This window comes from Streptomyces sp. NPDC004721 (genome assembly GCF_053601495.1).
In genome coordinates, this window is sequence record NZ_JBSGBZ010000052.1 from 26,808 (window position 1) to 48,289 (window position 21,482).

General features: G+C 70.1%; 24 protein-coding genes and 1 tRNA gene. 19 read left to right on the plus strand and 6 right to left on the minus strand.

What is annotated here, in order from left to right; translation table 11 throughout:
- Nucleotides 1-3: 3 nt before the first annotated feature.
- Nucleotides 4-1,002 carry a sigma-70 family RNA polymerase sigma factor gene (locus tag ACWEK3_RS33230; RefSeq protein WP_450543953.1) on the minus strand — a complete coding sequence of 333 codons (999 nt, stop codon included), beginning with the start codon at nt 1,000-1,002 and terminating at the stop codon, nt 4-6.
- Between the two features lie 445 nt (nt 1,003-1,447).
- Complete coding sequence (locus ACWEK3_RS33235) at nt 1,448-2,239, minus strand: dioxygenase family protein (RefSeq protein WP_453251333.1); 792 nt, start codon at nt 2,237-2,239, stop codon at nt 1,448-1,450.
- 101 nt (nt 2,240-2,340) lie between these two features.
- On the opposite strand from ACWEK3_RS33235, the gene ACWEK3_RS33240 reads away from it, so the two are divergent.
- Complete coding sequence (locus ACWEK3_RS33240) at nt 2,341-2,874, plus strand: MarR family winged helix-turn-helix transcriptional regulator (protein WP_450543956.1); 534 nt, start codon at nt 2,341-2,343, stop codon at nt 2,872-2,874.
- A 106-nt stretch (nt 2,875-2,980) separates the two neighbouring features.
- On the opposite strand, the gene ACWEK3_RS33245 is transcribed toward ACWEK3_RS33240, so the two are convergent.
- Nucleotides 2,981-4,528, minus strand: a complete 1,548-nt coding sequence (locus ACWEK3_RS33245; protein WP_453251334.1) for an MFS transporter — start codon at nt 4,526-4,528, stop codon at nt 2,981-2,983.
- A gap of 233 nt (nt 4,529-4,761) precedes the next feature.
- Nucleotides 4,762-5,415, minus strand: coding sequence for a TetR/AcrR family transcriptional regulator (locus ACWEK3_RS33250; RefSeq protein ID WP_450543958.1), 654 nt, complete (start codon nt 5,413-5,415; stop codon nt 4,762-4,764).
- 393 nt (nt 5,416-5,808) lie between these two features.
- Between ACWEK3_RS33250 and ACWEK3_RS33255 the strand changes: the two genes are divergently transcribed.
- The 3 genes from ACWEK3_RS33255 (at nt 5,809) to ACWEK3_RS33265 (ending at nt 9,063) form a co-directional block, all read left to right on the plus strand.
- A complete protein-coding gene (locus ACWEK3_RS33255; protein ID WP_450543959.1) occupies nt 5,809-7,098 on the plus strand; it encodes a M6 family metalloprotease domain-containing protein in 1,290 nt (429 codons plus the stop codon).
- Nucleotides 7,099-7,282: 184 nt separating this feature from the next.
- A complete protein-coding gene (locus tag ACWEK3_RS33260) occupies nt 7,283-8,932 on the plus strand; it encodes an IclR family transcriptional regulator domain-containing protein (protein WP_453251335.1) in 1,650 nt (549 codons plus the stop codon).
- Between the two features lie 55 nt (nt 8,933-8,987).
- Nucleotides 8,988-9,063: transfer RNA gene (locus tag ACWEK3_RS33265), tRNA-Arg, on the plus strand.
- Nucleotides 9,064-9,156: 93 nt separating this feature from the next.
- Here the strand turns inward: ACWEK3_RS33265 and ACWEK3_RS33270 are convergent.
- Complete coding sequence (locus tag ACWEK3_RS33270) at nt 9,157-10,722, minus strand: tyrosine-type recombinase/integrase (RefSeq protein ID WP_453251336.1); 1,566 nt, start codon at nt 10,720-10,722, stop codon at nt 9,157-9,159.
- 164 nt (nt 10,723-10,886) lie between these two features.
- On the opposite strand from ACWEK3_RS33270, the gene ACWEK3_RS33275 reads away from it, so the two are divergent.
- Nucleotides 10,887-11,117: a DNA-binding protein gene (locus ACWEK3_RS33275; RefSeq protein WP_453251337.1), complete on the plus strand. Its 231-nt coding sequence runs from the start codon at nt 10,887-10,889 to the stop codon at nt 11,115-11,117.
- A gap of 12 nt (nt 11,118-11,129) precedes the next feature.
- Complete coding sequence (locus tag ACWEK3_RS33280; RefSeq protein ID WP_453251338.1) at nt 11,130-12,089, plus strand: recombinase zinc beta ribbon domain-containing protein; 960 nt, start codon at nt 11,130-11,132, stop codon at nt 12,087-12,089.
- 21 nt (nt 12,090-12,110) lie between these two features.
- On the opposite strand, the gene ACWEK3_RS33285 is transcribed toward ACWEK3_RS33280, so the two are convergent.
- Nucleotides 12,111-13,076 (minus strand): hypothetical protein, encoded by a 966-nt coding sequence (locus ACWEK3_RS33285; RefSeq protein WP_453251339.1) that lies wholly within the window; start codon nt 13,074-13,076, stop codon nt 12,111-12,113.
- 186 nt (nt 13,077-13,262) lie between these two features.
- Between ACWEK3_RS33285 and ACWEK3_RS33290 the strand changes: the two genes are divergently transcribed.
- The 13 genes from ACWEK3_RS33290 to ACWEK3_RS33350 all read left to right on the plus strand — a co-directional run bounded on the left by ACWEK3_RS33290 (nt 13,263) and on the right by ACWEK3_RS33350 (nt 21,454).
- Entirely contained in the window at nt 13,263-13,502 is a 240-nt protein-coding gene (locus ACWEK3_RS33290; protein WP_453251340.1) for a hypothetical protein, read from the plus strand.
- Nucleotides 13,503-13,611: 109 nt separating this feature from the next.
- Complete coding sequence (locus tag ACWEK3_RS33295) at nt 13,612-13,797, plus strand: hypothetical protein (protein ID WP_453251341.1); 186 nt, start codon at nt 13,612-13,614, stop codon at nt 13,795-13,797.
- Between the two features lie 168 nt (nt 13,798-13,965).
- Nucleotides 13,966-15,087, plus strand: coding sequence for a ParB/RepB/Spo0J family partition protein (locus ACWEK3_RS33300; RefSeq protein WP_453251342.1), 1,122 nt, complete (start codon nt 13,966-13,968; stop codon nt 15,085-15,087).
- A gap of 57 nt (nt 15,088-15,144) precedes the next feature.
- Nucleotides 15,145-15,399 (plus strand): hypothetical protein, encoded by a 255-nt coding sequence (locus tag ACWEK3_RS33305; RefSeq protein WP_453251343.1) that lies wholly within the window; start codon nt 15,145-15,147, stop codon nt 15,397-15,399.
- 260 nt (nt 15,400-15,659) lie between these two features.
- Complete coding sequence (locus tag ACWEK3_RS33310) at nt 15,660-15,995, plus strand: hypothetical protein (RefSeq protein ID WP_453251344.1); 336 nt, start codon at nt 15,660-15,662, stop codon at nt 15,993-15,995.
- 6 nt (nt 15,996-16,001) lie between these two features.
- Nucleotides 16,002-16,415, plus strand: coding sequence for a hypothetical protein (locus tag ACWEK3_RS33315; protein WP_453251345.1), 414 nt, complete (start codon nt 16,002-16,004; stop codon nt 16,413-16,415).
- Nucleotides 16,416-16,456: 41 nt separating this feature from the next.
- On the plus strand, nt 16,457-16,771 hold the full coding sequence (locus tag ACWEK3_RS33320) for a hypothetical protein (RefSeq protein ID WP_453251346.1): 315 nt from the start codon (nt 16,457-16,459) through the stop codon (nt 16,769-16,771).
- Complete coding sequence (locus ACWEK3_RS33325; RefSeq protein WP_453251347.1) at nt 16,743-17,078, plus strand: hypothetical protein; 336 nt, start codon at nt 16,743-16,745, stop codon at nt 17,076-17,078. Before ACWEK3_RS33320 ends, ACWEK3_RS33325 begins: the two co-directional genes overlap by 29 nt.
- Nucleotides 17,079-17,276: 198 nt before the next feature.
- Nucleotides 17,277-18,290, plus strand: a complete 1,014-nt coding sequence (locus ACWEK3_RS33330) for a DUF2637 domain-containing protein (RefSeq protein WP_453251348.1) — start codon at nt 17,277-17,279, stop codon at nt 18,288-18,290.
- A 60-nt stretch (nt 18,291-18,350) separates the two neighbouring features.
- Nucleotides 18,351-19,109 carry a ParB/RepB/Spo0J family partition protein gene (locus ACWEK3_RS33335; RefSeq protein WP_453251349.1) on the plus strand — a complete coding sequence of 253 codons (759 nt, stop codon included), beginning with the start codon at nt 18,351-18,353 and terminating at the stop codon, nt 19,107-19,109.
- Entirely contained in the window at nt 19,106-20,557 is a 1,452-nt protein-coding gene (locus ACWEK3_RS33340) for a methyltransferase domain-containing protein (RefSeq protein WP_453251350.1), read from the plus strand. Before ACWEK3_RS33335 ends, ACWEK3_RS33340 begins: the two co-directional genes overlap by 4 nt.
- A 75-nt stretch (nt 20,558-20,632) precedes the next feature.
- On the plus strand, nt 20,633-21,097 hold the full coding sequence (locus tag ACWEK3_RS33345; RefSeq protein WP_453251351.1) for a hypothetical protein: 465 nt from the start codon (nt 20,633-20,635) through the stop codon (nt 21,095-21,097).
- A gap of 180 nt (nt 21,098-21,277) precedes the next feature.
- Nucleotides 21,278-21,454, plus strand: a complete 177-nt coding sequence (locus ACWEK3_RS33350) for a hypothetical protein (RefSeq protein WP_453251352.1) — start codon at nt 21,278-21,280, stop codon at nt 21,452-21,454.
- Nucleotides 21,455-21,482 lie beyond the last annotated feature (28 nt).

Consider the following 21,482-nt stretch of genomic DNA (forward strand, 5'->3'; position numbering starts at 1 on the left):
GCCTCACGCCGCCGCGTCGAACCCGGTGTCGCGGGCCAGCTTCTTCAGCTCCAGCAGCGCGTGCTTCTCGATCTGGCGGATACGCTCACGCGTCAGGCCGTGCTCCTTGCCGACCTCGGTGAGCGTACGCTCGCGGCCGTCCTCTATGCCGTACCGCATCTTGATGATCGAGGCCGTGCGCTGGTCGAGGCGGCCGATGAGGTCGTCGAGCCCCTCGCTGCGCAGCAGCGTCATGACCGACTGCTCGGGCGACACCGCGGAGGTGTCCTCCAGAAGGTCCCCGAACTGGGTCTCGCCCTCGTCGTCCACCGACATGTTCAGCGAGACCGGGTCGCGGGCCCAGTCGAGGACGTCCGAGACGCGCTCGGGCGTCGAGCCGAGGTCCTCGGCGATCTCCGCGGGCTCCGGGTCGCGGCCGTGCTCCCGGTTGAACTCGCGCTGGACACGGCGGATGCGGCCCAGCTCCTCCACGAGGTGGACGGGCAGCCGGATGGTCCGCGACTGGTCCGCTATCGAGCGCGTGATCGCCTGGCGGATCCACCAGGTGGCGTACGTCGAGAACTTGAAGCCCTTGCGGTAGTCGAACTTCTCCACCGCGCGCACCAGGCCGGCGTTGCCCTCCTGGATCAGGTCCAGCAGGGGCAGGCCACTGCGCGGGTAGCGCCGGGCGACCGCCACAACCAGGCGCAGGTTGGAGCGGATGAAGACGTCCTTCGCCCGCTCCCCCTGGGCGACCAGGGCCCGGAGCTCCGCGTCGGTGGCGTCCGCCTTCGTCTCCTCGTGCCGGTCGAGGACCTGCCGCGCGAACACACCCGCTTCGATGATCTGGGACAGCTCGACTTCCTTGGCGGCGTCGAGCAGCGGTGTACGCGCGATCTCGTCAAGATACATGCCGACCAGGTCGCGATCGGCGATCTCGCCGCCATGGGCGCGAACACTGCTTGCCGCGTCGGCCGTCTCGCCGGTGGCGGACTGACGACGGGCGACGGCACGGGTTGCCATGCGTGCTCCCTTGCGATGGTGGGTCAGCGGGTGGTCCTTCAGATGCTTGGCACCTGCCTCGGAACTCTCCTCGGGTGCCCGGCATCCGATGGAAACAACGACTGGAATCCGGACAGAATTCCCAACCCGCCCCCCAATTTTCTGATCATGCAGTACCCTGTTTCGCCGCAGCCGTCGAACGTCGCCGCCGACGGATACGGAACCGCAGGTCAGCGCGACACCGAGGGCTTCCCAGGTCCCTCACGGACCCCGCCGAATGCCCCGTATGTGAGACTCCGCTCACACCAATGGCGCCACTTCGGGAAGAGCGTCCCCTTCGACCTCTTCGACCGCCTTCCACCCTGATTGACGAATCGCTCCGATGGAAGGTTGCCGCAAACCCGGACTCTCGGGAAAATCCAAGACTCTCCACACCCTCGTCTTACGCAGCGGGGGCGTACATCTCTCAGCCGAACTGCACCGAGCGCTTGGCCAGGCCCATCCAGAAGCCGTCGATCACGGACTTCTGCGTGCCCAGCTCACCGCCGGCCTCCGCCGCGCCCATGGTCACGAACAGCGGGGCGAAGTGCTCGGTGCGCGGGTGGGCGTACCGGCCGGCCGGGGCCTTGTCGAGGAAGTCCAGCAGGGCGTCCCAGTCGCGGGTCTCCAGGGCACGCCTGCCCCAGTCGTCGAACTCCGCGGACCAGCCAGGCACCCCGCCCCCGGTGTGCCGCAGGGCGGCCAGGTTGTGGGTGAAGAAGCCGGAGCCGACGATCAGCACGCCCTCGTCGCGCAGCGGCGCCAGCCTGCGGCCGATGTCCATGAGCCGGACCGGGTCGAGGGTCGGCATGGAGACCTGGAGCACGGGGATGTCGGCCTCGGGGAACATCTCGACGAGCGGGACGTAGGCACCGTGGTCGAGGCCGCGGTCCGGGACGTCCTGCACGGGCGTTCCGGGCGCGCGAAGCAACTCCCGTACGCTCTCAGCGAGTTCGGGCGCGCCGGGGGCGTCGTACCGCACCCGGTAGTAGTGCTCGGGGAAGCCCCAGAAGTCGTAGACCAACGGAACCGTCACGGTGGCGCCTAGGGCCAGCGGGGCCTCCTCCCAGTGCGCGGAGACGACGAGGATCGCCTTGGGGCGGGGCAGCTCGGCGGACCAGGCGGCGAGCTGGCCGGGCCAGACCGGGTCGTCCGCGAGCGGCGGGGCACCGTGGCTGAGGTAGAGGGCGGGCATGCGCTCCCGGGTGGTGGCGGACATGGTGGCGACTCCCTGCGGCTGGATGCTTGAAAGCTAAAGCTCTGCCCTCACATTACGCGCGGTTTGTTTAACCTTCAAGAAGTAGCTCGTACAGTGGACGTATGAACACGGCACCCGCTTCCGCCCCCGAGCCCGCCCCCGCCGAGGCCGATGCCCATCGCTGGCTCACCGCCGAGGAGCAGCGCGTCTGGCGTTCCTACCGGCACGCCACCACCCTGCTCGAGGACCACCTCGACCGCCAGCTCCAGCGCGACGCGGGCATGCCGCATATCTACTACGGCCTCCTCGTCAGGCTCGGCGAGGCCCCGCAGCGCCGGCTGCGGATGACCGAGCTGGCCATGGACGCCAAGATCACCCGCTCCCGCCTCTCCCACGCGATCGCCCGCCTGGAGAAGAACGGCTGGGTGCGCCGCGAGGACTGCCCCTCCGACAAGCGCGGCCAGTTCGCGGTCCTGACCGACCAGGGCCTCCAGGTGCTGCAACGCACCGCGCCGGGCCATGTGACCGCCGTACGCCAGGCGCTGTTCGACCGCCTCAGCCCGGAACAGCAGAAGTCCCTCGGCGAGATCATGCAGATCGTCGCCGAGGGACTCCAGCCGAACGAAGCGGGTGCGGACCTGCCCTGGCTCCGCTGAGGTACGTACGGCCCGGAGGGGCTGAAGTACGTACCGCCCGGGGGCACCTCAACAGGGTCTGAGCGGGCGCCTCAGAGGGTGGTTCAGCGGGGGGTCAGTGGGTGGTTCAGTGGGCGATGACCGGCACCGCCACCTCGTCCTCGGCGCCCGCGCCGGAACCGGACCCGGTCACCTTGGTACCGCCCGGGCGACCCGCGTCGACGAGGGTCAGGGCGATCACGGCGGCCACGACCAGGATGCCGACGGCGAACCAGATGGCGCTGGTGTAGCCGTTCACCATGGCCTGCAACTGCACCAGCTGCCGCTGGGGCTTGGTGGCGGCATCCGCGATGTGGTCCTGGATGTACGAGGTCGTGGCCGAGGCCGCGATCGTGTTCAGCAGGGCCGTACCGATGGCGCCGCCCACCTGCTGCGAGGTGTTGACCATCGCGGAGGCGACGCCCGCGTCCCGCGGCTGGACACCCTGCGTGGCCAGGGACATGGCGGGCATGAACGCCGTACCCATGCCGAGGCCCAGCAGCAGCATCGCCGGCAGCAGCACGGCGGCGTAGGAGGAGCCGATCTCCAGTTGGGTCAGCAGCAGCATGCCGGTGGCGGCGACCAGGAAGCCGGGGCCCATCAGCAGCCGCGGTGCCACGCGGGTCATCAGGCGGGCGCCGATCTGGGTGGAACCGGTGATCATGCCCGCGACCATCGGGAGGAAGGCGAAGCCGGTCCGCACCGGCGTGTACCCCCGCACGACCTGGAGGTAGTACGTGAGGAAGAGGAACAGGCCGAACATCCCGATGACCGCGAGGCCCAGCGACAGGTAGATCCCGCCGCGGTTGCGGTCGGTGACCACGCGCAGCGGCAGCAGCGGGGCCTTCACCCGCGACTCGACCAGCGCGAAGGTCGCCAGCAGAACGGCGGACGCGACGAACATCGAGATGGTCAGGGTGTCGCTCCAGCCCTCGGACTCGGCGCGGGTGAAGCCGTACACCAGGGCGACCAGGCCGAGAGTGGACAGCACCACGCCCGGGACGTCGAGCGGGGAGCGGTTGCGGCCGCCGGCCGGCTCACGGATGACGAAGTAGGCGCCGGCCGCGGCGACGACGGCGAACGGGATGTTCACGAAGAACGTCCAGCGCCAGTCCAGGTACTCGGTGAGGAATCCGCCGAGGATCAGGCCGACGGCGCCACCGCCACCTGCGATCGCGCCGTAGATGCCGAACGCCTTGGCACGCTCCTTGGCGTCGGTGAACGTCACCGCGAGCAGGGAGAGCGCGGCGGGCGCGAGCAGCGCGCCGAAGACGCCCTGCAGCGCGCGGGCGCCGAACATCATCGCGCCGGTCGTGGCCGCGCCGCCGAGCGCGGACGCCACCGCGAAGCCGATCAGACCGGTCACGAAGGCGCGCTTGCGGCCCCACAGGTCGGCGATCCGGCCGCCGAAGAGCAGCAGTCCGCCGAAGGCGAGGGCGTAGGCCGTGACGACCCACTGCCGGTTGCCGTCGGAGATGCCCAGGTCCTGCTGGGCGGAGGGGAGGGCGATGTTCACGATGGTCGCGTCCAGCACGACCATCAGCTGGGCGAGCGCGATGAAGACGAGCGCCTTCCAGCGGCCCGGGTCGCCGGACTTGTCCGGGACGCCGGGAGCCTTTGCGGCTGTTTCAGACATGGGGGTACCCACTTCGGAACTTCGTGACGGAAAAAGACAGGAAAGGCCGGGAAGGCCGGGAAGAGGCGGGAGAAGACGAGGAAAGACGGAAAAAGTGGTGTCGGAAGATCGCACCGACCGTCACGGTCGGCCCGGGGCTCGGTTGCGGATGATGAGTTCGGTGGGCGGGGCGGCGGCCGGCCGTGACGCGATGACGGCCGGAGTACGGATCCGGGCCGATCGCTCCCGGCTGGTCAGGCCTGGCGGAGGTCCTCCAGGGTCGCGGTCGCACCCGGCAGGGCGGATCGGGCCGGGGCCCGCAGCCCGTCCAGGAACAGTTGCAGATGACGGTGCACGAAGCGGTCGATGCTGCCGCAGCCGGTGCCGGCCGGCGGCCGGGAGAGCTGGGCCACGGCGACCATCACATCGCCGACGCCCACGTCGGGGCGCAGTTGCCCGGCCTCCTTGGCGCGGTCCATGACCTCCTCGACGAGGTGCTCGACCCTTGCGCGGGCGGCTTCCATGTCGGGGTGGTTCCGGTCGAACGTGCTGGAGACCATGGGGCACAGCGCGCTGATCCGCTCGTCGGCGGAGGCGTGCACGAAGTGCTCCAGGGCGTCGAAGGCGTCGCCCGTCTCGGCGAGCGCCCGCTCGGCCGCCCGCGCCGTACGGTCCATGACGGAGCAGACGACCTCGCGTACGAGGGCGTCGCGGTCCGGGAAGTTGCGGTACAGCGTGGCGTTGCCGACGCCGGCCCGGCGGGCGATCTCGTCGAGCGGCACCTCGGGCCCGTGCTCGACGAACATCTCGCGGGCGGCCGTGACGATCCGCTCCCGGTTGCGCAGGGCGTCGGCGCGAGGCCGGGTCGCCTTGCGCAGTTCGGGATTCGCGGTCGTCGCGGTCTTCACGGCGTACTCCTCGGGTCGGTCAGTCAGTCGGGCGGCCGACTGGTCAGCCGGCCCGTCGGTAAGTCGGGCAGTCGGGCGGTCGATCGTCCAGCCGACCCGCTGGTCAGCCGGGCGGGCGGGCGGTGAGTCGGGCGGGCGGGGCGATCCGGGGAGCGAGTCCCCGTTTCGCTCGGACACATGACCAAACGGGGAAGAGGTCCCCGGTTATTTCCCGACCGCCGCGAGTTTTTCCGTGACCTGGGTCACACCCATCTGGACGCACGCATTTCGCACGACCGGGCGGCCTGTCCCACGACCGGACCGCTCCAGCGCGCGCCGAACGGCCCAGCGACACAGGGTGATCACAAGGGTGCAGCCGGGAACCGGTGGCTGCCCGGCGCGAAAGGTGAACGCATGCAGGTGCAGCCGCCCCGCCGCCGTAAAGGCCCGATACCCAAGCGCCGTGCGGTCGCCCTGGGCTCCGTCACGGCGCTGATACTCGCGGTCGGCACCTCTGCGGGAACCGGTCACCTCAGGGCGGGCGGCCCGGAGACCGGGACCGGAACGGCTGCGCTCTCCCCCGCCTTGATCCCCTGCATGATCAGCGGAGCCTCTTCGGTCCAGATGTCGGAAGGCGTCCCCACCACCGGCGGCTACGCCCGCTCCCTCGGCACCGTCCACGCTCTGACCTTGATGATCGACTTCTCCGACGCGCCCGGCGCGGACAACGCGCTCGACCGCTTCCACGAGTTCTTCCCGCAGACCCAGGAGTGGTTCCGAACCGCCTCCTACGGCCGCCTGGACTACCGCGCGGAGACCCCGATCACCCGGTGGCTGCGCATGCCGAAGCCGTTCAAGGACTACGGCCTGGAGCGCGGCGCCCCGTTCGACCCGGGCTACCGCCAACTGATCAAGGACATAGTCGAGTCCGCCGGACCGACGGTGGACTTCCGGGACTACGACCTGATCAACATCCTCATGACCCCGAACGCGGGCCCCTCCGCCCTGGACACCGTCCTGTCGGTGACCTTCGCCGGCAACTCGGACGCGCCCGTCGCCAACGGCGTCGCCATGGCCAACGTCTCCTTCATCTACTCGCGCCAGGACGACGGCTCCGGCTCGTACGAGAGCACCGGCTTCCGCGTCCTGCCCCACGAGAACGGCCACGTCTTCGGCCTCCCCGACCTCTACACCCAGGAAGGCGGGGAGGCGGTCGGCCACTGGGACATCATGAGCGAGGACTGGGGCGCCAACAACGACCTGCTCGGCTGGCACAAGTGGAAGCTGGGCTGGCTGGACGCCTCCCAGGTGAGCTGCGCGTCCAAGAAGGGGTCCGCCGAGTACACCCTCACCCCGCTGGGCCGGGCGGGCGGCCACAAACTGGTCTTCGTCCCCCTCGACGGACGGACCGGCTACGCCCTCGAACTGCGCACCCGGGAGGGCAACGACGAGGAGGTGTGCCGGCCGGGGATCCTGGTCTACAAGGTCAACGCCGAAGTCGACACCGGGCAGGGCCCGATCAAGGTCCACGACTCCCACCCCCACTCCGGCGGCTGCACCCGCAGCCCCAACGTCGAGGCGGAACTCTCCGACGCGCCCTTCGCACCGGGCGAGTCCTTCAAGGACCCCAAGGCACACATCCGCGTGGACGTGATCTCGGCCGACCGCGCGGGGAACTACCGGGTGCGGGTCACTCGGCAGTGACGCGCGGAGTCTGCGGGAGCGGGAGCGCACTGGGGCCGAGGCAGGTGGGCGAGATGGGGTGAGATATGAGATAGGGGGAGGCGGGGTGAGGCCGGCGGCGAGGCGGGGTGAGCGACGCGGACGAGTTCGCGAACGGACTACCGTAGGCCTGCTGCGACCGCCGCCGTACCGGAGAGCCGAACCGATGCCCGCGAACACCACGACGGATCCGGAGGCCCACAGGGTCGCCGGCGCCGACGCCCGCACCGGGCCCTCCACGGCAGGCACGCACCCGGCCGCACCCGCCGCACCTGCGGCACCCGCCGCCCCCGCCGAGGCGGTCGCCCCGCTGATGCGGGGCGTGGCGGTGCTGCGGCAGCTGACGCTGGCCGGGGGCGCGCTGAGCCCCAGCGCCCTGGAGCGCGCGACGGGCCTCGCCCGCTCGACGGTGGACCGCATCACGGCGACGCTCGCCCGCATGGGATACGTCCGCCTCGACGGCCGGGACGTCGTCCTCACCCCCCGCCTGATGGAACTGGGCAACGCCTACCTGGCCGCCCTGCACCTGCCGGCCCTGCTCGGCGCGCGCGCCGACGCACTCGCCGACGAACTGGACGAGTCGGTGTCCCTGGCGGTCGGCGACCGCGACGGAATCCGCTTCATCCACCAGGCGACCCGCCGCCGCGCGATGTCCCTGAGCTTCCGCATCGGCGACCTGCTCCCGGCCGAACGCACCGCGCCGGGCGCGCTGTTCGCCACGGAGTGGACGGACGAGGACTGGCGCCGCTGGCACGAGCGCCGCTCGGCCGACCCGGAGGACCGGAACTTCCCGGCGGTACCGCCACGTTCCCCGGGACAGCCGGACGACTTCGAGGAACGAACCACTCAAGCCGGCCGGGAGGACTGGTCGTTGGACGACCAGCTGATCGAACCGGGCCTGGTCGCGGTCTCCGTCCCGGTACGGAACCCCGCCGACGGCCGGATCGCGTGCGTGGCGAGCGTGGTGAGCCACACCAGCCGCCACTCTGCACGTGACCTGCGCACGACGCTGCTGCCCCGCCTGCGGGAGACGATCACGGCCATGGAACGGGACCTGCGCGAGACCCCGCCCCCGGCGCCCGTCCCGCCGCCGTCGGGCCTGGCGACCTGGACGGCCGCCTCGAAACAGGAACTGGGCCGCGACTTCATCGAATCCCTGGCCCGCGGACTGACGGTCCTGACGGCCTTCGACGAGGGCCGGACCGCCCTGACCCTGACGGAGGTGGCCAAGGCCACGGGCCTTGCCAGGGCGACGGCGCGCAGGGCGCTGATCACCTACGAGCACCTGGGCCTGGTGAGCCAGTCCCGGGACACCCGTACGTTCACCCTCACCCCCCGGGTCCTGTCCCTGGGCTTCCCGCCCCTCTCCCGCGCCTCCCTGTCCGGGATCGCCCAGCCGCATCTGGAGGACCTGGCGGCCCACGTGCACGAGACGACCTCCCTCGCCGTGCTGACGCCGTCCGGCGAGGAGATCCAGTACACGGCGCGTGCCACCACGAGCCGCATCATGAGCGTCGACATCACGGTCGGCGCCCGCCTCCCGGCCCGCGCGACGTCCCTGGGCCGAGCCCTCCTGGCAGGCCACGGCTACGCCCTGGTCGACGAGGAACTGGAACCGGGCGTGCGCTCGATCGCCGTCCCCATCCGCGACCGCGCGGGCAGAGCGGTCGCCGCGACGAACATCGCCCTGCACGCGGCCCGCCACACCCGCGAGGAGTGCGTCGAGGACCTCCTCCCCGCCCTGACCCGAACCGCCCACCACCTGGAGGAAGACCTCCACATGGCCTCCCGCTTCACCCGTGTCGCCCTGACCTGACTCCCCACCGCCCCAATCCGGTACGCTGACGCCTGTGGCCCACACGCCACGATCCGCCTTCGTAGCTCAGGGGATAGAGCACCGCTCTCCTAAAGCGGGTGTCGCAGGTTCGAATCCTGCCGGGGGCACCATGTCTGACCAGGCGCGATGCACCAGAAAGGCCCCCGGAGGTGATCTCCGAGGGGCCTTTTGAACCTCCATGGGAACACCATGGGAACGGGCCGTTATGCAGCGTCCTCCGTGGGAGCCTCAGCGCCCTCTTCCGTGGGAACGGCGAGCGCCTCCCTCTGCTCCTGGGGGTCGTTACGCCGCGCCGGAGACTTGCGCGGAACCAGAGCAAGCGGGGCCTCGGCCTGAGCTTCCTCGAACTGCGGCAGAACCGAGGTGTACGTGTCAGCGGTCAGCGAGTAGGAGGAGTGCCCCAGCAGTGTCTGGATGGCCTTCATGTGCAGTCCGGCGGCCAGAGACAGGGTCGCCGCGCAGTGCCGCAGGTCGTGCAGGCGCACCGGCGGCAGGTTGAGCTTCTTCATCAGGCGCATGAACACCTGCGACAGGTACTCCGGGTGGTAGGCGCTTCCGTCTTCCCAGGTGAACACCAGGCCGGTGCGCTTCCAGGCTTTGGCGTGCGCCTCCCAGTCGGCGCGCTCCTTGTCCTGCCGCTCGCGCCACAGTGCCAGCAGCGTCCGCGTCTCCGAGTCGAGCTTGATCGTCCGCTCGCCGCTCTCGCTCTTGGGGGTGTCCCCCCACACGTCGTACGACGAGGCCACCAGCTGCTCGCTGATGTGCACGGTGCCCAGTGCCAGGTCGGTCTCGGCCCACGGAAGGCCGACCGCCTCGCCGCGGCGCAGCCCCCTGAAAACCATCAGGTGGAACATCGGGTACAGGCGGTGCCCGGCGACAGCGTCAAGGAACTCCCCTGTCTGTTCCGGCATCCACACCATGACTTTGCCGGGCTTCTCGCCGGTCTGGCGCCACGCCTCGATCCGGGCCGGCGTCCACACGAGCGGCTTGGGGCGGACGTACTTCGGCAGGACGACCTGCTTCGTCCAGTTCTCGGCGACCAGCTTCTCGTTCACGGCGTCGTCCAGGGCGCCGGAGAGGGTGTTGAGCATCTTCACCTGCGTGCCGGGGCCGGTCACATGCCAGGGCAGGGCGCGGGCTTCCTTCACGGCGGCCTTGGCGTCTTCCCATGCCTGGCGCAGCTCCCTGGGCCGGGGCCGCTCCACGCAGTCCTTCCACGCCGTGTGGGCGGCGCGTTCGGCCGCGACGGCCTGGTGCGCCTTGATGCGGTTCTCTGCGTGGACCTCGTTGTCGGCCCACATCTTCTCGAACATCGCCTGGATGTGGCGGGTGCGCAGCGACAGCAGCTTGATCGCGCCGAGGTAGGGGATGAAGACCCGCTCGATGTAGTCCTCGTATCCCTTGCGGGTGGACTTCTTCAGGTCGACGCGCTTGGCGAACCAGCGGTGGAGGTAGTCCGCCACGGTTTCCTCGCTGAGGACGTCCACGCCGCTCTGGGCGAGCTTCCACACCTTCTCAGCCTCGGCGGCCGCGTCCTTCTTCGTGCGGAAGCCGCCCTTCTTCGCCCGGGGAAGGCGCTTGCCGTCCGGGCCGGGCGGCAGCTCGATGGAGTAGTACCAGGAACCGTGGTCGCGCTGCTTCAGCTTGGGGCAGGTCTTTTCCAGGTGGCCGATCTTCTGCTTGCCGTCGCCGTCTATGACGGGTCTGCCGTCCTTATCGACCAGCGGCCCTTTACAGGAGCACCGTTTGTACGTCTTGTCCTCGAACACCGTCCCCCACCCCTACGCCGGGTTGTCACTGTCGGCGCCCATTCTTACCGGAAGTTCCCGGGCCATACATTGCTTCCCCGTGTATCGTGTGCGCAGGTTGGCGCGGGGGAGAACGCGACAACGAGATGGCGACATCAAGCACTCTGACCGCCGATCGGCGCGGAATGAGCCTGGACGAGGTCTTGGCGCTTCCCGCGACGGTCAACGTGGTGACCGCGGCCCGTGCGCTGGGTATCGGACACAACAAGGCGTATGACCTGATCAAGACCGGTCAGTTCCCCGTGCGGACCCTGACGATGGGGAGCACGATCCGCATTCCGACGGCCGCCCTGTGGGAGGCGCTTGGAGTTGGCTCTCTGCGCCAGGGGGACCTGCGTAGACCGGCGAGTGAATAGGGAACGGGTGGCATGCCGCGCTTGTACGGCTTCGACAACCAGGCTCTGACGCGTGTGCGTGACGCGGAGCGGCAAGTTGTACGGGAGGCCGTCGGTCGGTTGCGTGCCGGGCAGTCGCAGGCTGCGGTCGCGGCCTGGATGACGGCCGAGGGTCACCGGGGCACCATGGGCGGCGAGTGGACCACCATGACGCTGGGTCGCCTGCTGGACAATCCGGCGATCGCCGGCCTGGAGCGTGACCCCGTGAGCGGTGAGCTGCGTGAGACTGGCCGGGAGGCGCTGATCACACCGGAGGAGTTCCGGTGGCTGGAGCAGCGTCCCGGCCGGGCGGGCAGTGTGCGAAGTGCTGAGAATCGCGAACCCGACTACGACTACTGGCTGAGCGGCGGGCTGGCCGTGTGCGGCCTGTGCGGGCAGCAACTGACCGGTGGCCGCACTGGCGCGCGCACTCCGTCCTACCGCTGCCCGACCACCTTCGAGGGGCGCGGCGGCTGCGGCAAGGTCCGCATCACCGCGTCGTTGCTGGAGGATCACGTCGCCGAGCATGTTCTCGGTGAGCTGATGCGCCCGGGCGCGCTGGCCGCGCTGGAGCAGGTCCAGGAGGGCCTGGCGGCCGAGGCCGAGCAGGTGCGCGGCCGGATCGCCGACCTGGAGAGGTCACGGACGGAGCTGGCCGAGCCATACGCGGCCGGCCAGCTGTCGCGGAGCGCGTACGTCGCCGTCGACCAGCAGGTCACCGCCAGCGTGAAGAAGGAACGGGCGCGGCTGCGGTTCCTGGAGCAGGCCGTGAATGTGCCACTGGGCGGGGTCGAGGACCTCGCGCGCTGGTGGGAGCACGCCCCGTCCAGCTCCAAGCGGGGGCTGGCGATGCTGCTGCTGAAGAGGGTCGAGGTCCGCTCGGCGCGGGCGCGTGGAGTACGCGATGTGGACGACCGGGTCACGCTGACGTGGCACAGCCCGGTCGCCGCGTAAGGGTGGCGTACGCCGGGTGCGTCAGTCCTGTACCTCGTGGTCGGGGGAAGTCGCCCACCAGTAAATGACCTCATTCAGGGTCTGCACGCCGAGCTTTCGCCGCAGTTGACCCAGCTGCTCGTTGACCCAGGCGGAGCCGAACCCGAGGTTCTTCGCGGCCTGCGCCTGCGTGCGCCCCGCGCACAGCTCCCGCAGGATTGCGCGCGTGCTGGCGGTCGTGACCAGGCTCTTGTCGCCGGCGGTTCGACCGTGCCACGGGGTGGCGCGCTCCCAGAACAGGTCGAAGACCGCGACGATCCGCGCCACTATCAGCGGATCGGACACCATGACGGCCTCGTCGGGGGAAGGGTCGCCCGCGGTGTGCACGGGGATGAAGGCCACACGGCGGTCGAAGATGATGCTGCGGGGGAAGCGGCCGTTGAACGTGCGGACCTCTGCGCCGGCGGCGGCCATGCCCTTCGCCCAGTTGCCGACCGTGGCGACGCGGCGTACGGAGCTGTGGTACAGCGTCCGCATTTGCGCGCCCTGTTCGAGGGCGCGGCGGTCGCGGCCGAAGGAGAACGCCAACTCTTCAGGCCTGCGTTGGCCGGGCTGCGCGGAGATGATCTCAGTGCGGGCACCGGAGTGCTCTTGGGAGATGTGCCGGTTGACCAGGTCGCGGCCGACCAGGTGTTGGATCGACTCGTGCGGCGGCCTTGATGCGTCGTACTGGCCCTGGAGAGTGGCCAGGAATCCCGGCAATTCCCCTGCATACGCGGCGAGCGTGGATAGGTGGGTGTGAATCTGCTGGATTATCTTCAGCGCCGGGTGTTGGGGTTGGACGGCGCTGTAGGTGTCTTTGCGCGGAGGGGTCTCCACTGCGAGACCGGCCATGAGCAATTCGGCCAGCCCCGGGGTGTCCGGCGGGATTGACTGCCCGTCAAGTATGCGCTGGTACACGGCTGCTGCCTGCTCGGACAGATCCGGCAGGTCGGGAACTTGTGGCACCTAACATCCCCTGAGTTATGCGACTCGTGAAAGTACGGTAACTCTTCGACTTGATCTTGCCCACATCTCCGTTACAAGGTGAGTGGTGACGGGTGCATGGCGCGAACTCGTGGCCCTAGCTGGATGGTTGCTGCCCGCTCGGACGCCTGCCCGTCTCCCATCGCGTATGTGACTTCAGGGGAATCAGTGGTATTCAAGCGTGCTTTCCGTGCCTCTTTCGCTGTCGCGCTCGCCGCGCTCGTCGCTCTCGTCGCGGTGGGGACGCCGCAGGCGGCGCAGCACCGGGTCAAGGCCGACACGACCTGGAACGTGCCCGTCGCCGGTGGCGACTTCACGGCCCAGCCGGACGACACGACCTGGTCCGTTCCCGTCGACAACGCTGCCAACGGCGGTCACACCGTCGAGCGGGCCGACACCACCTGGTAGCCGGCCGTGAGCGCCCAGGGGGGACCGCACCACATCTTGGGCGTGTGGAGCTGGCAAGCGTGGCGTAGGTCTGGGGCGGGGAGTCCCGCCGTACGGGAGGGGTAGCGAAGTGGCGATCGATCCGGCACGCATTCGGAGACGTATGGAGGAGGCCGAGCGTTCCGGCCGCCCTGCTCCGGGTGTCTGGGAGGCGCGCGTGGCGTTGCGTGCGCTGGCCGTGGTGGTCGAGGAGGCGCCGGAGCAGGTGCCGCGAGAGGTCTCGCGCGCCGAGGTGTCGCTGGTGCGGGCGAGCTGAGCGGCCGTTGCGTTCGATTGGGGCGGGCACGTGGTGCCCGCCCTGACGCATGTCCTGACCTGCGAAAATTGCCCCAAAAAATCTAGCCCCAAACCCACATTGTCGCTAGAATGAGAGGCAGCGGGCAGGGGAAAAGCCCCCAGCCCACCAGCCTCTTGGAGACAGGCCGTGACGATCCAGACCCTGCCGGTCAGCGACATCCGCCGCAACGAGCGCCAGCCGCGCGAGTTCTTCGAGCCCACCGCCCTGCAGGAGCTCGCCGACTCCATCAAGCGGTTCGGCCTCATGCAGCCGATCGAGGTCCGCAAGGACGCCGAGGCCGGCGGCTACGAGATCGTCGCGGGCGAGCGCCGCTGGCGTGCCCACCAGCTCGCCGGGCTCACGGAGATCAAGGCCATCATCACCGACGACGGCCTGAGCGAGATCGAGCGGTTCAAGCGGTCGGTGGCCGAGAACATCAACCGCGCCGACATGACGCCGATGGAGGAGGCCAAGGCGTTCCGCCGCCTCCTCGACGAGCAGGACGGCGCCGAAGCCAAGGACGTCGCCAAGGAGTTCGGCAAGTCCTCGCAGTACGTGATGCTGCGCCTGGCCCTGCTGAACCTCACCGAAGAGGTCCAGCAGCACGTCAACTCGGGCGCGATCGGCACGCAGGCCGCCGTTCAGATCGCGGCCCTGACCCCCGGCAACCAGCGCGCGGTCATGGCCAAGTGGGCCAAGGGCGCCTTCGCGGGCGACAACGAGCTCGTCCACTTCGCGTACGCGCTCAAGCAGCAGCAGGGCCAGGTCGTCGCGATGCTCGTCGAGGACATGAGCCCCGAGGAGCGCGAGGAGCGGCAGCGCGAGCGCACCGAGACCCGCAACAAGATCGACCGGATCGAGCGGGTCCTCGGCCTGCTCGAGGAGTTGGGCAAGGCCGACCCGATGAAGCTCGCCCTGGCCCTGGAGGGCGAGGTCGGCAAGCGCATGGACCAGATGGACCGTGTGGCCGACGCGGTCGCCAAGGCCCGCTGGAACCTGCGGCAGGCCAAGGCGCACGCCGAGGCCCGCGAGATCGCCCGCCTGAACCCCGACGCCGAGCACGAGAGCCTGGCCGCCAAGGCCAAGCCGCAGGCCCAGGCCGAGGACGCCGCCAAGGCCGAGTCGGCCGCGCCCAAGCCGGGGCCCAAGCCGAAGGCCCCCGCCAAGAAGGCCGCACCCGAGCGCGCCGTCCCCAAGCCGCGCGCGCCCAGGCGGCAGGCCGCCAAGAAGGCCGCCGCTCCCAAACCCGCCAAGCCCGCCGCGGTCTGACCCGGCACGGCCCGCCCCACCCGGGGCGGGCCGCCCCATCCAGCGAGAGGAAACCCTGTGAGCGACACCACCGGCCGCCCCGACTGGTCGCGGATGAAGCCCGCCGACTTCGGCCGCCGCATCAAGCCCGATCAGAAGGCGCTGATCCTCGTCGACGAGCTCGACGCCGGCGGCACCGATGCGCTGTTCCCCGTCGACGAGGCCGACGACGGCGGCACCAAGGTCCCGGGCGGCTTGCGCTACGACGCCGCCCCCCTGTGGGCTGACCAGGACGGCAAGCCCCCGGCCGATCCAGACCACCCCGGCCACTAGATGTGCCACAACACTCGATCGTGTTATGTTCTGCTCGCTGATCGGGAACGGCTGCAGCCGCGGAACCGGCCCCTCAGCAATGCCGTGGCACGCGGCATCCCCCAACGGTGTCTGACGGGCGGCAAAACCCCCGCGCCCTGCCCGTCAGACGCCGGCCCCGCCCATGCGGCGCCACACGGGGACACCGCTGCGCGCACCCGCGAATGGACCCGCCCACGCCTTCCGGCCGGGCGGGTCCCCGCGTCCCCAGGAGTAACCCTGTGACCGCGACCTATCGCTCCGACCATGCCGCCGACCCCGAACTGTTCGAACGGCTCATGAGGGAACGCTACGGACCGCTGGACAAGGTCCTGGCCGAAAGCCAACCGCCCCGACCTGCCCGTAACCGGAGACGTCAGATGGCCCCCGCCTACCAGTCCATGCCCGACCCTCACGCGGCCGAGCACTACGCCGTGCTGAAGAAGGAGGTCGCCCAGGTCGACGGCCGCTCCGTTCCTGGAACCGAGCGTGTCCCGCCCTACGTCGGCGCCGTCTGGTGCTACGCGTGCGACAGCTGGTGCACCCCGCAGGGCATCTGCGGCTGCAACAACCGGTAGGCGGCGTTGCGTTACTGGCACGGTGGAGTCCCCAGGCTCAAGCCCGGGGACCTCATCACCCCGCACGCCCCGAACGTCATCGACGGCTGCGCCGTCTGCGAGGCCCGCGCGAACGGCCGCACGGCCACCACCGCCGGCGGCCGACCCATCGACCCGCCCACCGGCCGCCCCGACCGCGTCTACATCACCACCGACCGCGACTACGCCCGCTTCTACGCCTCGCGTTACTGGCTGGGCGACCTCTACACCGTCGAGCCGGTCGGCGAGCTGGAGCCCTCCACCGAGGACCCCTTCCCCACCTGGTGCGCACCCACCGCCCGCATCCTGTCCGTCTACACCCGCGCCGTACGGCTCAACCCCCACCAGCGCCGCACCCTGCTGCGACGCTGGGGCAAAGCCGACAGGGCGCACAGCCGGTGAGCCGGGCCCGCCGCGGCCGGGAACAGCCGACCGTAGAGCAGATGCGGAGCCTGCTCGGCCACACCGAATCCCGCGCCCTCACCACCGCGGAGGCCGAACGGCTCCGCGCCGGCGTAGAGCACCTGATCGCCAGCCAGACGGGCCTTGCGGCCCATACGGCACGCCTCACACGCCAGCTCGCCAACGGTGCCCGCCCCGCCCTCGACGTCGAATGCCCGACCTGCCAGGCCGCCACCAGCTGCCCGTGCGTCAACCGCTTCGGCCATCCCATCCCGGCCCCGCACGCCCGGCGCCTTGCCGCCGCCGCACTGCCCACAGGAACAGCACATGAGCACATCCCCCCAAGTCGTCGATAAGGCCGTGACCGCCGCGCTGCGCGAGCGCAACCACCTCGCCGCGTGGCTCGCCGCCTTCCACACCAGCGTGCTGGCGCCCGCACCCGACGCCGGCGACGGCTGGCACATGCTGTTCCTGCGCGCCGGGGGCTGGCAGTTCACCTGGCCGATCCCGCCCGCCGACCTGCTGCTGTTCGACCACGTCAAGCGGGTCCCCGCCGGCGACGTCCGCGCCCGCCATGACGGGCACACCAGGCAGCAGCAGTACCTGCGCATCCGCACCCACACAGCAGTGCTGTGCCTGCCCGGTCACGACACCAGCACCTGACCGCCGCCCCGCCGCCAGCACCGCAGCGCCAGCACCTGCCACCAGCACCGCCGCCAACCGCTGCTGGTGGCACTGCTGTTGCTGCTGCAGGCCTTCGGCAGCACCGCTACGGTAGGCAGCACAACCCAACAACGAAACGGCCCCCGGCGGTGCGGTCACACCAGCCGAGGGCCTGAGCAGCAGGAGAGCGAGCCTCCCGTGCCTGATCCGTACCGTACCGCGCCCGCAGCCACCGGCCGCACCAGGACGACCAGAGTGCTGGTCACCGGCGTCTTCCTCGTCGCGGTCGCCGCGTTCGAGTCTGTCGGCTTCCGCCTCTCCTACGAGGCCCTGCACACCGTCGCCGTCGACAACGCCGTCCCCGAGCACTCCGCGTGGATGTTCCCCGTCCTCGTCGACGGCGGTATCGTCCTCGGCTCCATCGGCGTCGTCCGCGCCCTGGCAGGCCGCCGCTCCACCAGGCCGTACTGGATCGTCACGATCGGCTTCACCCTCGTCAGCTGGGGCTTCAACGTCTCCAACGCGCCCCGTACGGCCGGAGGGTGGGCGGTCGCCACCGTCGCACCGCTCGCGCAGATGGTCGCCCTGGAGATGGGCATGCAGGAGCTGCGCGCCCTGCTGCTGCAGCAGCCCGGCACGGCAGCAGCAGCGGCAGCGCCCGAGGCAGCGCCCGCACCAGCAGCGGCACCTGAGGCAGCGCCAGCACCCGTGGCAGCACCAGCGCCAGCAGCTGCCCCAGCGCCCGAGGCAGCGCCAGCAGCGCCCGCAGCGGCAGCACAAGCAGCGGCGGCAGCACCCGAGACAGCGCCAGCACCGGAGGCAGCGCCGGACGAGGCAGCAGCGGCAGCAGACGACAGCACCACGCAGCACGCCGACGACGCCGAGCGGCAGCACACCGAGCCCGAACAGCAGGAGCAGCAGCACCAGACGGTCGCCGACGACAGCGCCCAGCAGCGCCCGCAGCGGCAGCGGCCCCCGCTGCAGCCGGACACCAGCAGGCCCTGGGCGGTGCTGTACGAGGAGTGCAGCACCGAGGAGGAGCGCGTCGCCCTGACCCGCGAGGCGCTGACCGGCCGACCCAAGCTGGCAGCACCGCAGTGGTCGGTGGACATCAGCAAGGGCGAGACGCGGGCGCGGGATCTGCTGCGCGCGGCCCGCAAGCCGCCCGCCGACGACGAACCGCAGGCTCAGCTGGAGCTGCTGAGCGCGTGATCCTCTAATCTGGCGGGCGTAGGGCGCGGGGGCACGCTCCTACACGAAGGGCACCTTGCTGTGAGTGCTGCGCCCGCCCGCATCCCTGAGTCGCTGCTGCCGCTGGCGGTGCCGATCGACGACCTGGTCGCCTACCACCGCAACCCGCGGACCGGCGACGTCGACGCCATCGCCGAATCGCTGCGCGTCAACGGCCAGTACAAGGCCATCGTCGTCAACCGCGGCACCCACACCGGCCGCCCCAACGAGATCCTGGCCGGTAACCACACCTGGACTGCTGCCAAGCAGCTCGGCTGGGAGCGGATCGCCGCCACCTTCATCGACGTCGCCGACGAGGACGCGGCCCGCATCGTCGTCGTCGACAACCGCACCTCCGACCTCGCCGGCTACGACAGCGAGCTGCTGGCCGACCTCCTCGAGGAACTGCCCGACCTCGACGGCACCGGCTACGACCAGGACGCGCTGGACAAGCTCCTGGACTCCCGGGCCCTGCCCGAGACGATCGACCTGCCCTCGGATGGTGCGGGCACCGGGTCCATGGCCAAGCTGGAGTACCTGCAGTGGGGCTACCTGCAGTGGTCCACCATCCGCGTGCAGATCACGGCGGCCGAGGTGGAAACCCTCAACGCGATCTACGAGCGGTTCGTGGCCGAGTCCCGCTCCGACCTCGGCTTCGGCTGGCACCTGCTGCAGGAGGCCCACTCCGATGTCGTCGAGGCCCCGGCCGTCGCCGTCGAGCCCGCGCCCGCCGACGCGGCCGGCGAGGACGGCGAGGACCTGGACGACGAGGACGAGGACGGGGAGGACGAGGACGCATGAGCGGCAGCAGCGCCCCCACCACCACGTTCTACGAGGCGTACCCGCTCAAGGACCTGCGGCCCGCCGACTACAACCCGCGCCACCTGTCCGAGGAGGCCTTCGCACGGCTGAAGGAGTCCATCGGCAAGCACGGCATCGTCAAGCCGGTCATCCTCAATGCTGACGGCACTCTGGTCGCGGGTCACCAGAGAACCAAGGCCATGAAGGCGCTGGGCATCAGCCACACGCCGGCCGTCATGCTCGGCACGAAGGTGCGCCTGACGGACGAGATCCAGTTCAACCTCCTCCACAACAGGGTCGAGACCGAGGCGAGCATCGTCTACGCCGAGCCCGGCCCCATCGGCGAGTGGTCGTGGATCCCGTGGCAGAGCATCGACGTCGTCAACTCCCGCAACAAGCCGTTCCAGCAGGCCATCTCGTACATGACCGGCGGGCACGGCGCGTGGGGCAGCGTCGTCGTCGACGACCAGGGCCAGATCGCGCTGAACGCCGAGTACGCGGTCGTCGCCGCGAAGAACCACTTCGACGTCCTCGCCTGGACCTGCCCCTCCTCGGAGGCGGCCATGCTGGTTGCGGACCTCACCGGCGAGTACGGCGTGTACGACTGGTCCGGCCTGGAGGAGCAGGCGCCCGTCTACAACCAGCACATCGTGCAGCCCAAGCGGCTGCGCAAGTACACCTCGCTGCGCAAGCAGGGCAAGCTGGCCTACAAGTCGGAGGTGTGGGAGAAGCTGGCGCTGCCCCGGCTGCGTGAGCAGCCCGACCTGCGGGTGGTCGACTTCGGCGCCGGGCACGGCGACTACGCCAAGAAGCTGCGGCCCGAGGGCTACAGCATCGACGACTACGAGCCGTACCGCACCACGCCGGGGAAGTACGCCGTCGACATCAAGGGCGTCGTCGGCATGGTCCGCACCGTCGAGAAGCGGCTCGAAGCGCACGGCCTGTACAACATGGTGGTCCTCGACTCCGTCATCAACGCGACCACCTCGCTGGATTACCAGCACTGGGTGCTCACCACGGTGAATGCGCTGTGCGCCGCCGACGGCACGGTGTGCATCGGCACCCGCAACCTGCTGGCCGAGCAGGCGTTCGAGAACTCGCAGCATTCCACCAGCCGCGAGTCCACCCGGCTGAGCTTCCTCGACGCCGAGAACGTCGACATGCGGTTCATGCAGGGCAAGTGGATGCGGATCAGGTACCACACCCCCGAGTCGCTGCAGGAGCTGCTGGAGGCGTACTTCGGGGAGGTGAAGGTCGCCGGCCGCTCCAACGCCACGCTGCGCGCCGTCTGCAAGAACCCCCTCAGGCTCTCGGACCACGATTACGAGAAAGCCCTCGATGAGGAATTCAATATGCCTTACCCCAACGAATTCCGGCATGGGCGCCATAAGCAACTCGTGGAAATTTTGATAAAATTGGTTAAAGAAAGGGAAAGCCCCTCCGCCTAATACCAAGATGGGAAATATCGAATGCCGCAGCCGCCCGTAAGGGTCGGTATCAACAGCGCCGCACCGTACCTAATCATGTGGCTCGCCGGGGTCCGTAACATCAACCTCGACCGCCACTGCCTGGAATCGTTCGGCGTCTCCGACCGCCACCAAGTCAACCCGCGGGCCCCCCGCCAGAGCGTCACCCTGCCGGCGGAGGACCCGCCGTTGGCCTGGTACCTGTGCGCCCTGCCCCACCCGTGGGACTGGTCGAAGAACGCGCACCTGGGCTTCGAGTACGCCGAAGGCCACCAGTGGGAAGGCCCCGCCATGGTGCGTGGCCTGCAGGTCACCCTCGAGAACGCTCGCCCCGTCACCGGATGGGGAGAGCAGTCGATACCCGCCTGGGCCCGCAAACGGGACTCGTGGAGGTACCGGACCTGCCGCAACTGGCAGTTCGCGTGGTGGCTGCGAACCAACCGGGAGGCACCCGACGCACCGCCCTCCACCTGGCAGCCGCCGGAAGATCCCAACGCACCACAGCAGCTGACCTTCCCATAGGCCAGGCGGCCCGGCGACCAACCCACGGCGCCGGGCCGAGCCCGTACCGGCCCGCCCGTGGCCCCGCGACGAGGACGGGCCCGAGCCGGAGGCCACCACGTACCCGCGGTCCGGCCGACCGGTGCTCGAGGTGTGGTCACAGGGCGCATGGCGGCGGGCGCCCGTAGCAGCCCGGCAGGAGTGGCAGACGGCCGCGAGTTCTACCAGGTCGACGTGCAACTGAGCGACACCGCCGTAGAGATCCGCTGCCTGTTCCAGTGGCCGCACGACGGCCTACGCATCGCGGCCGGGCCCACAGCCCGCACCAACCAGGGCGCCATGCCCACCCCTCCCCGGCACCGCCCGCGATTCCGGTAGCGCTTGCTCGCTACACCCTCCCGGATCT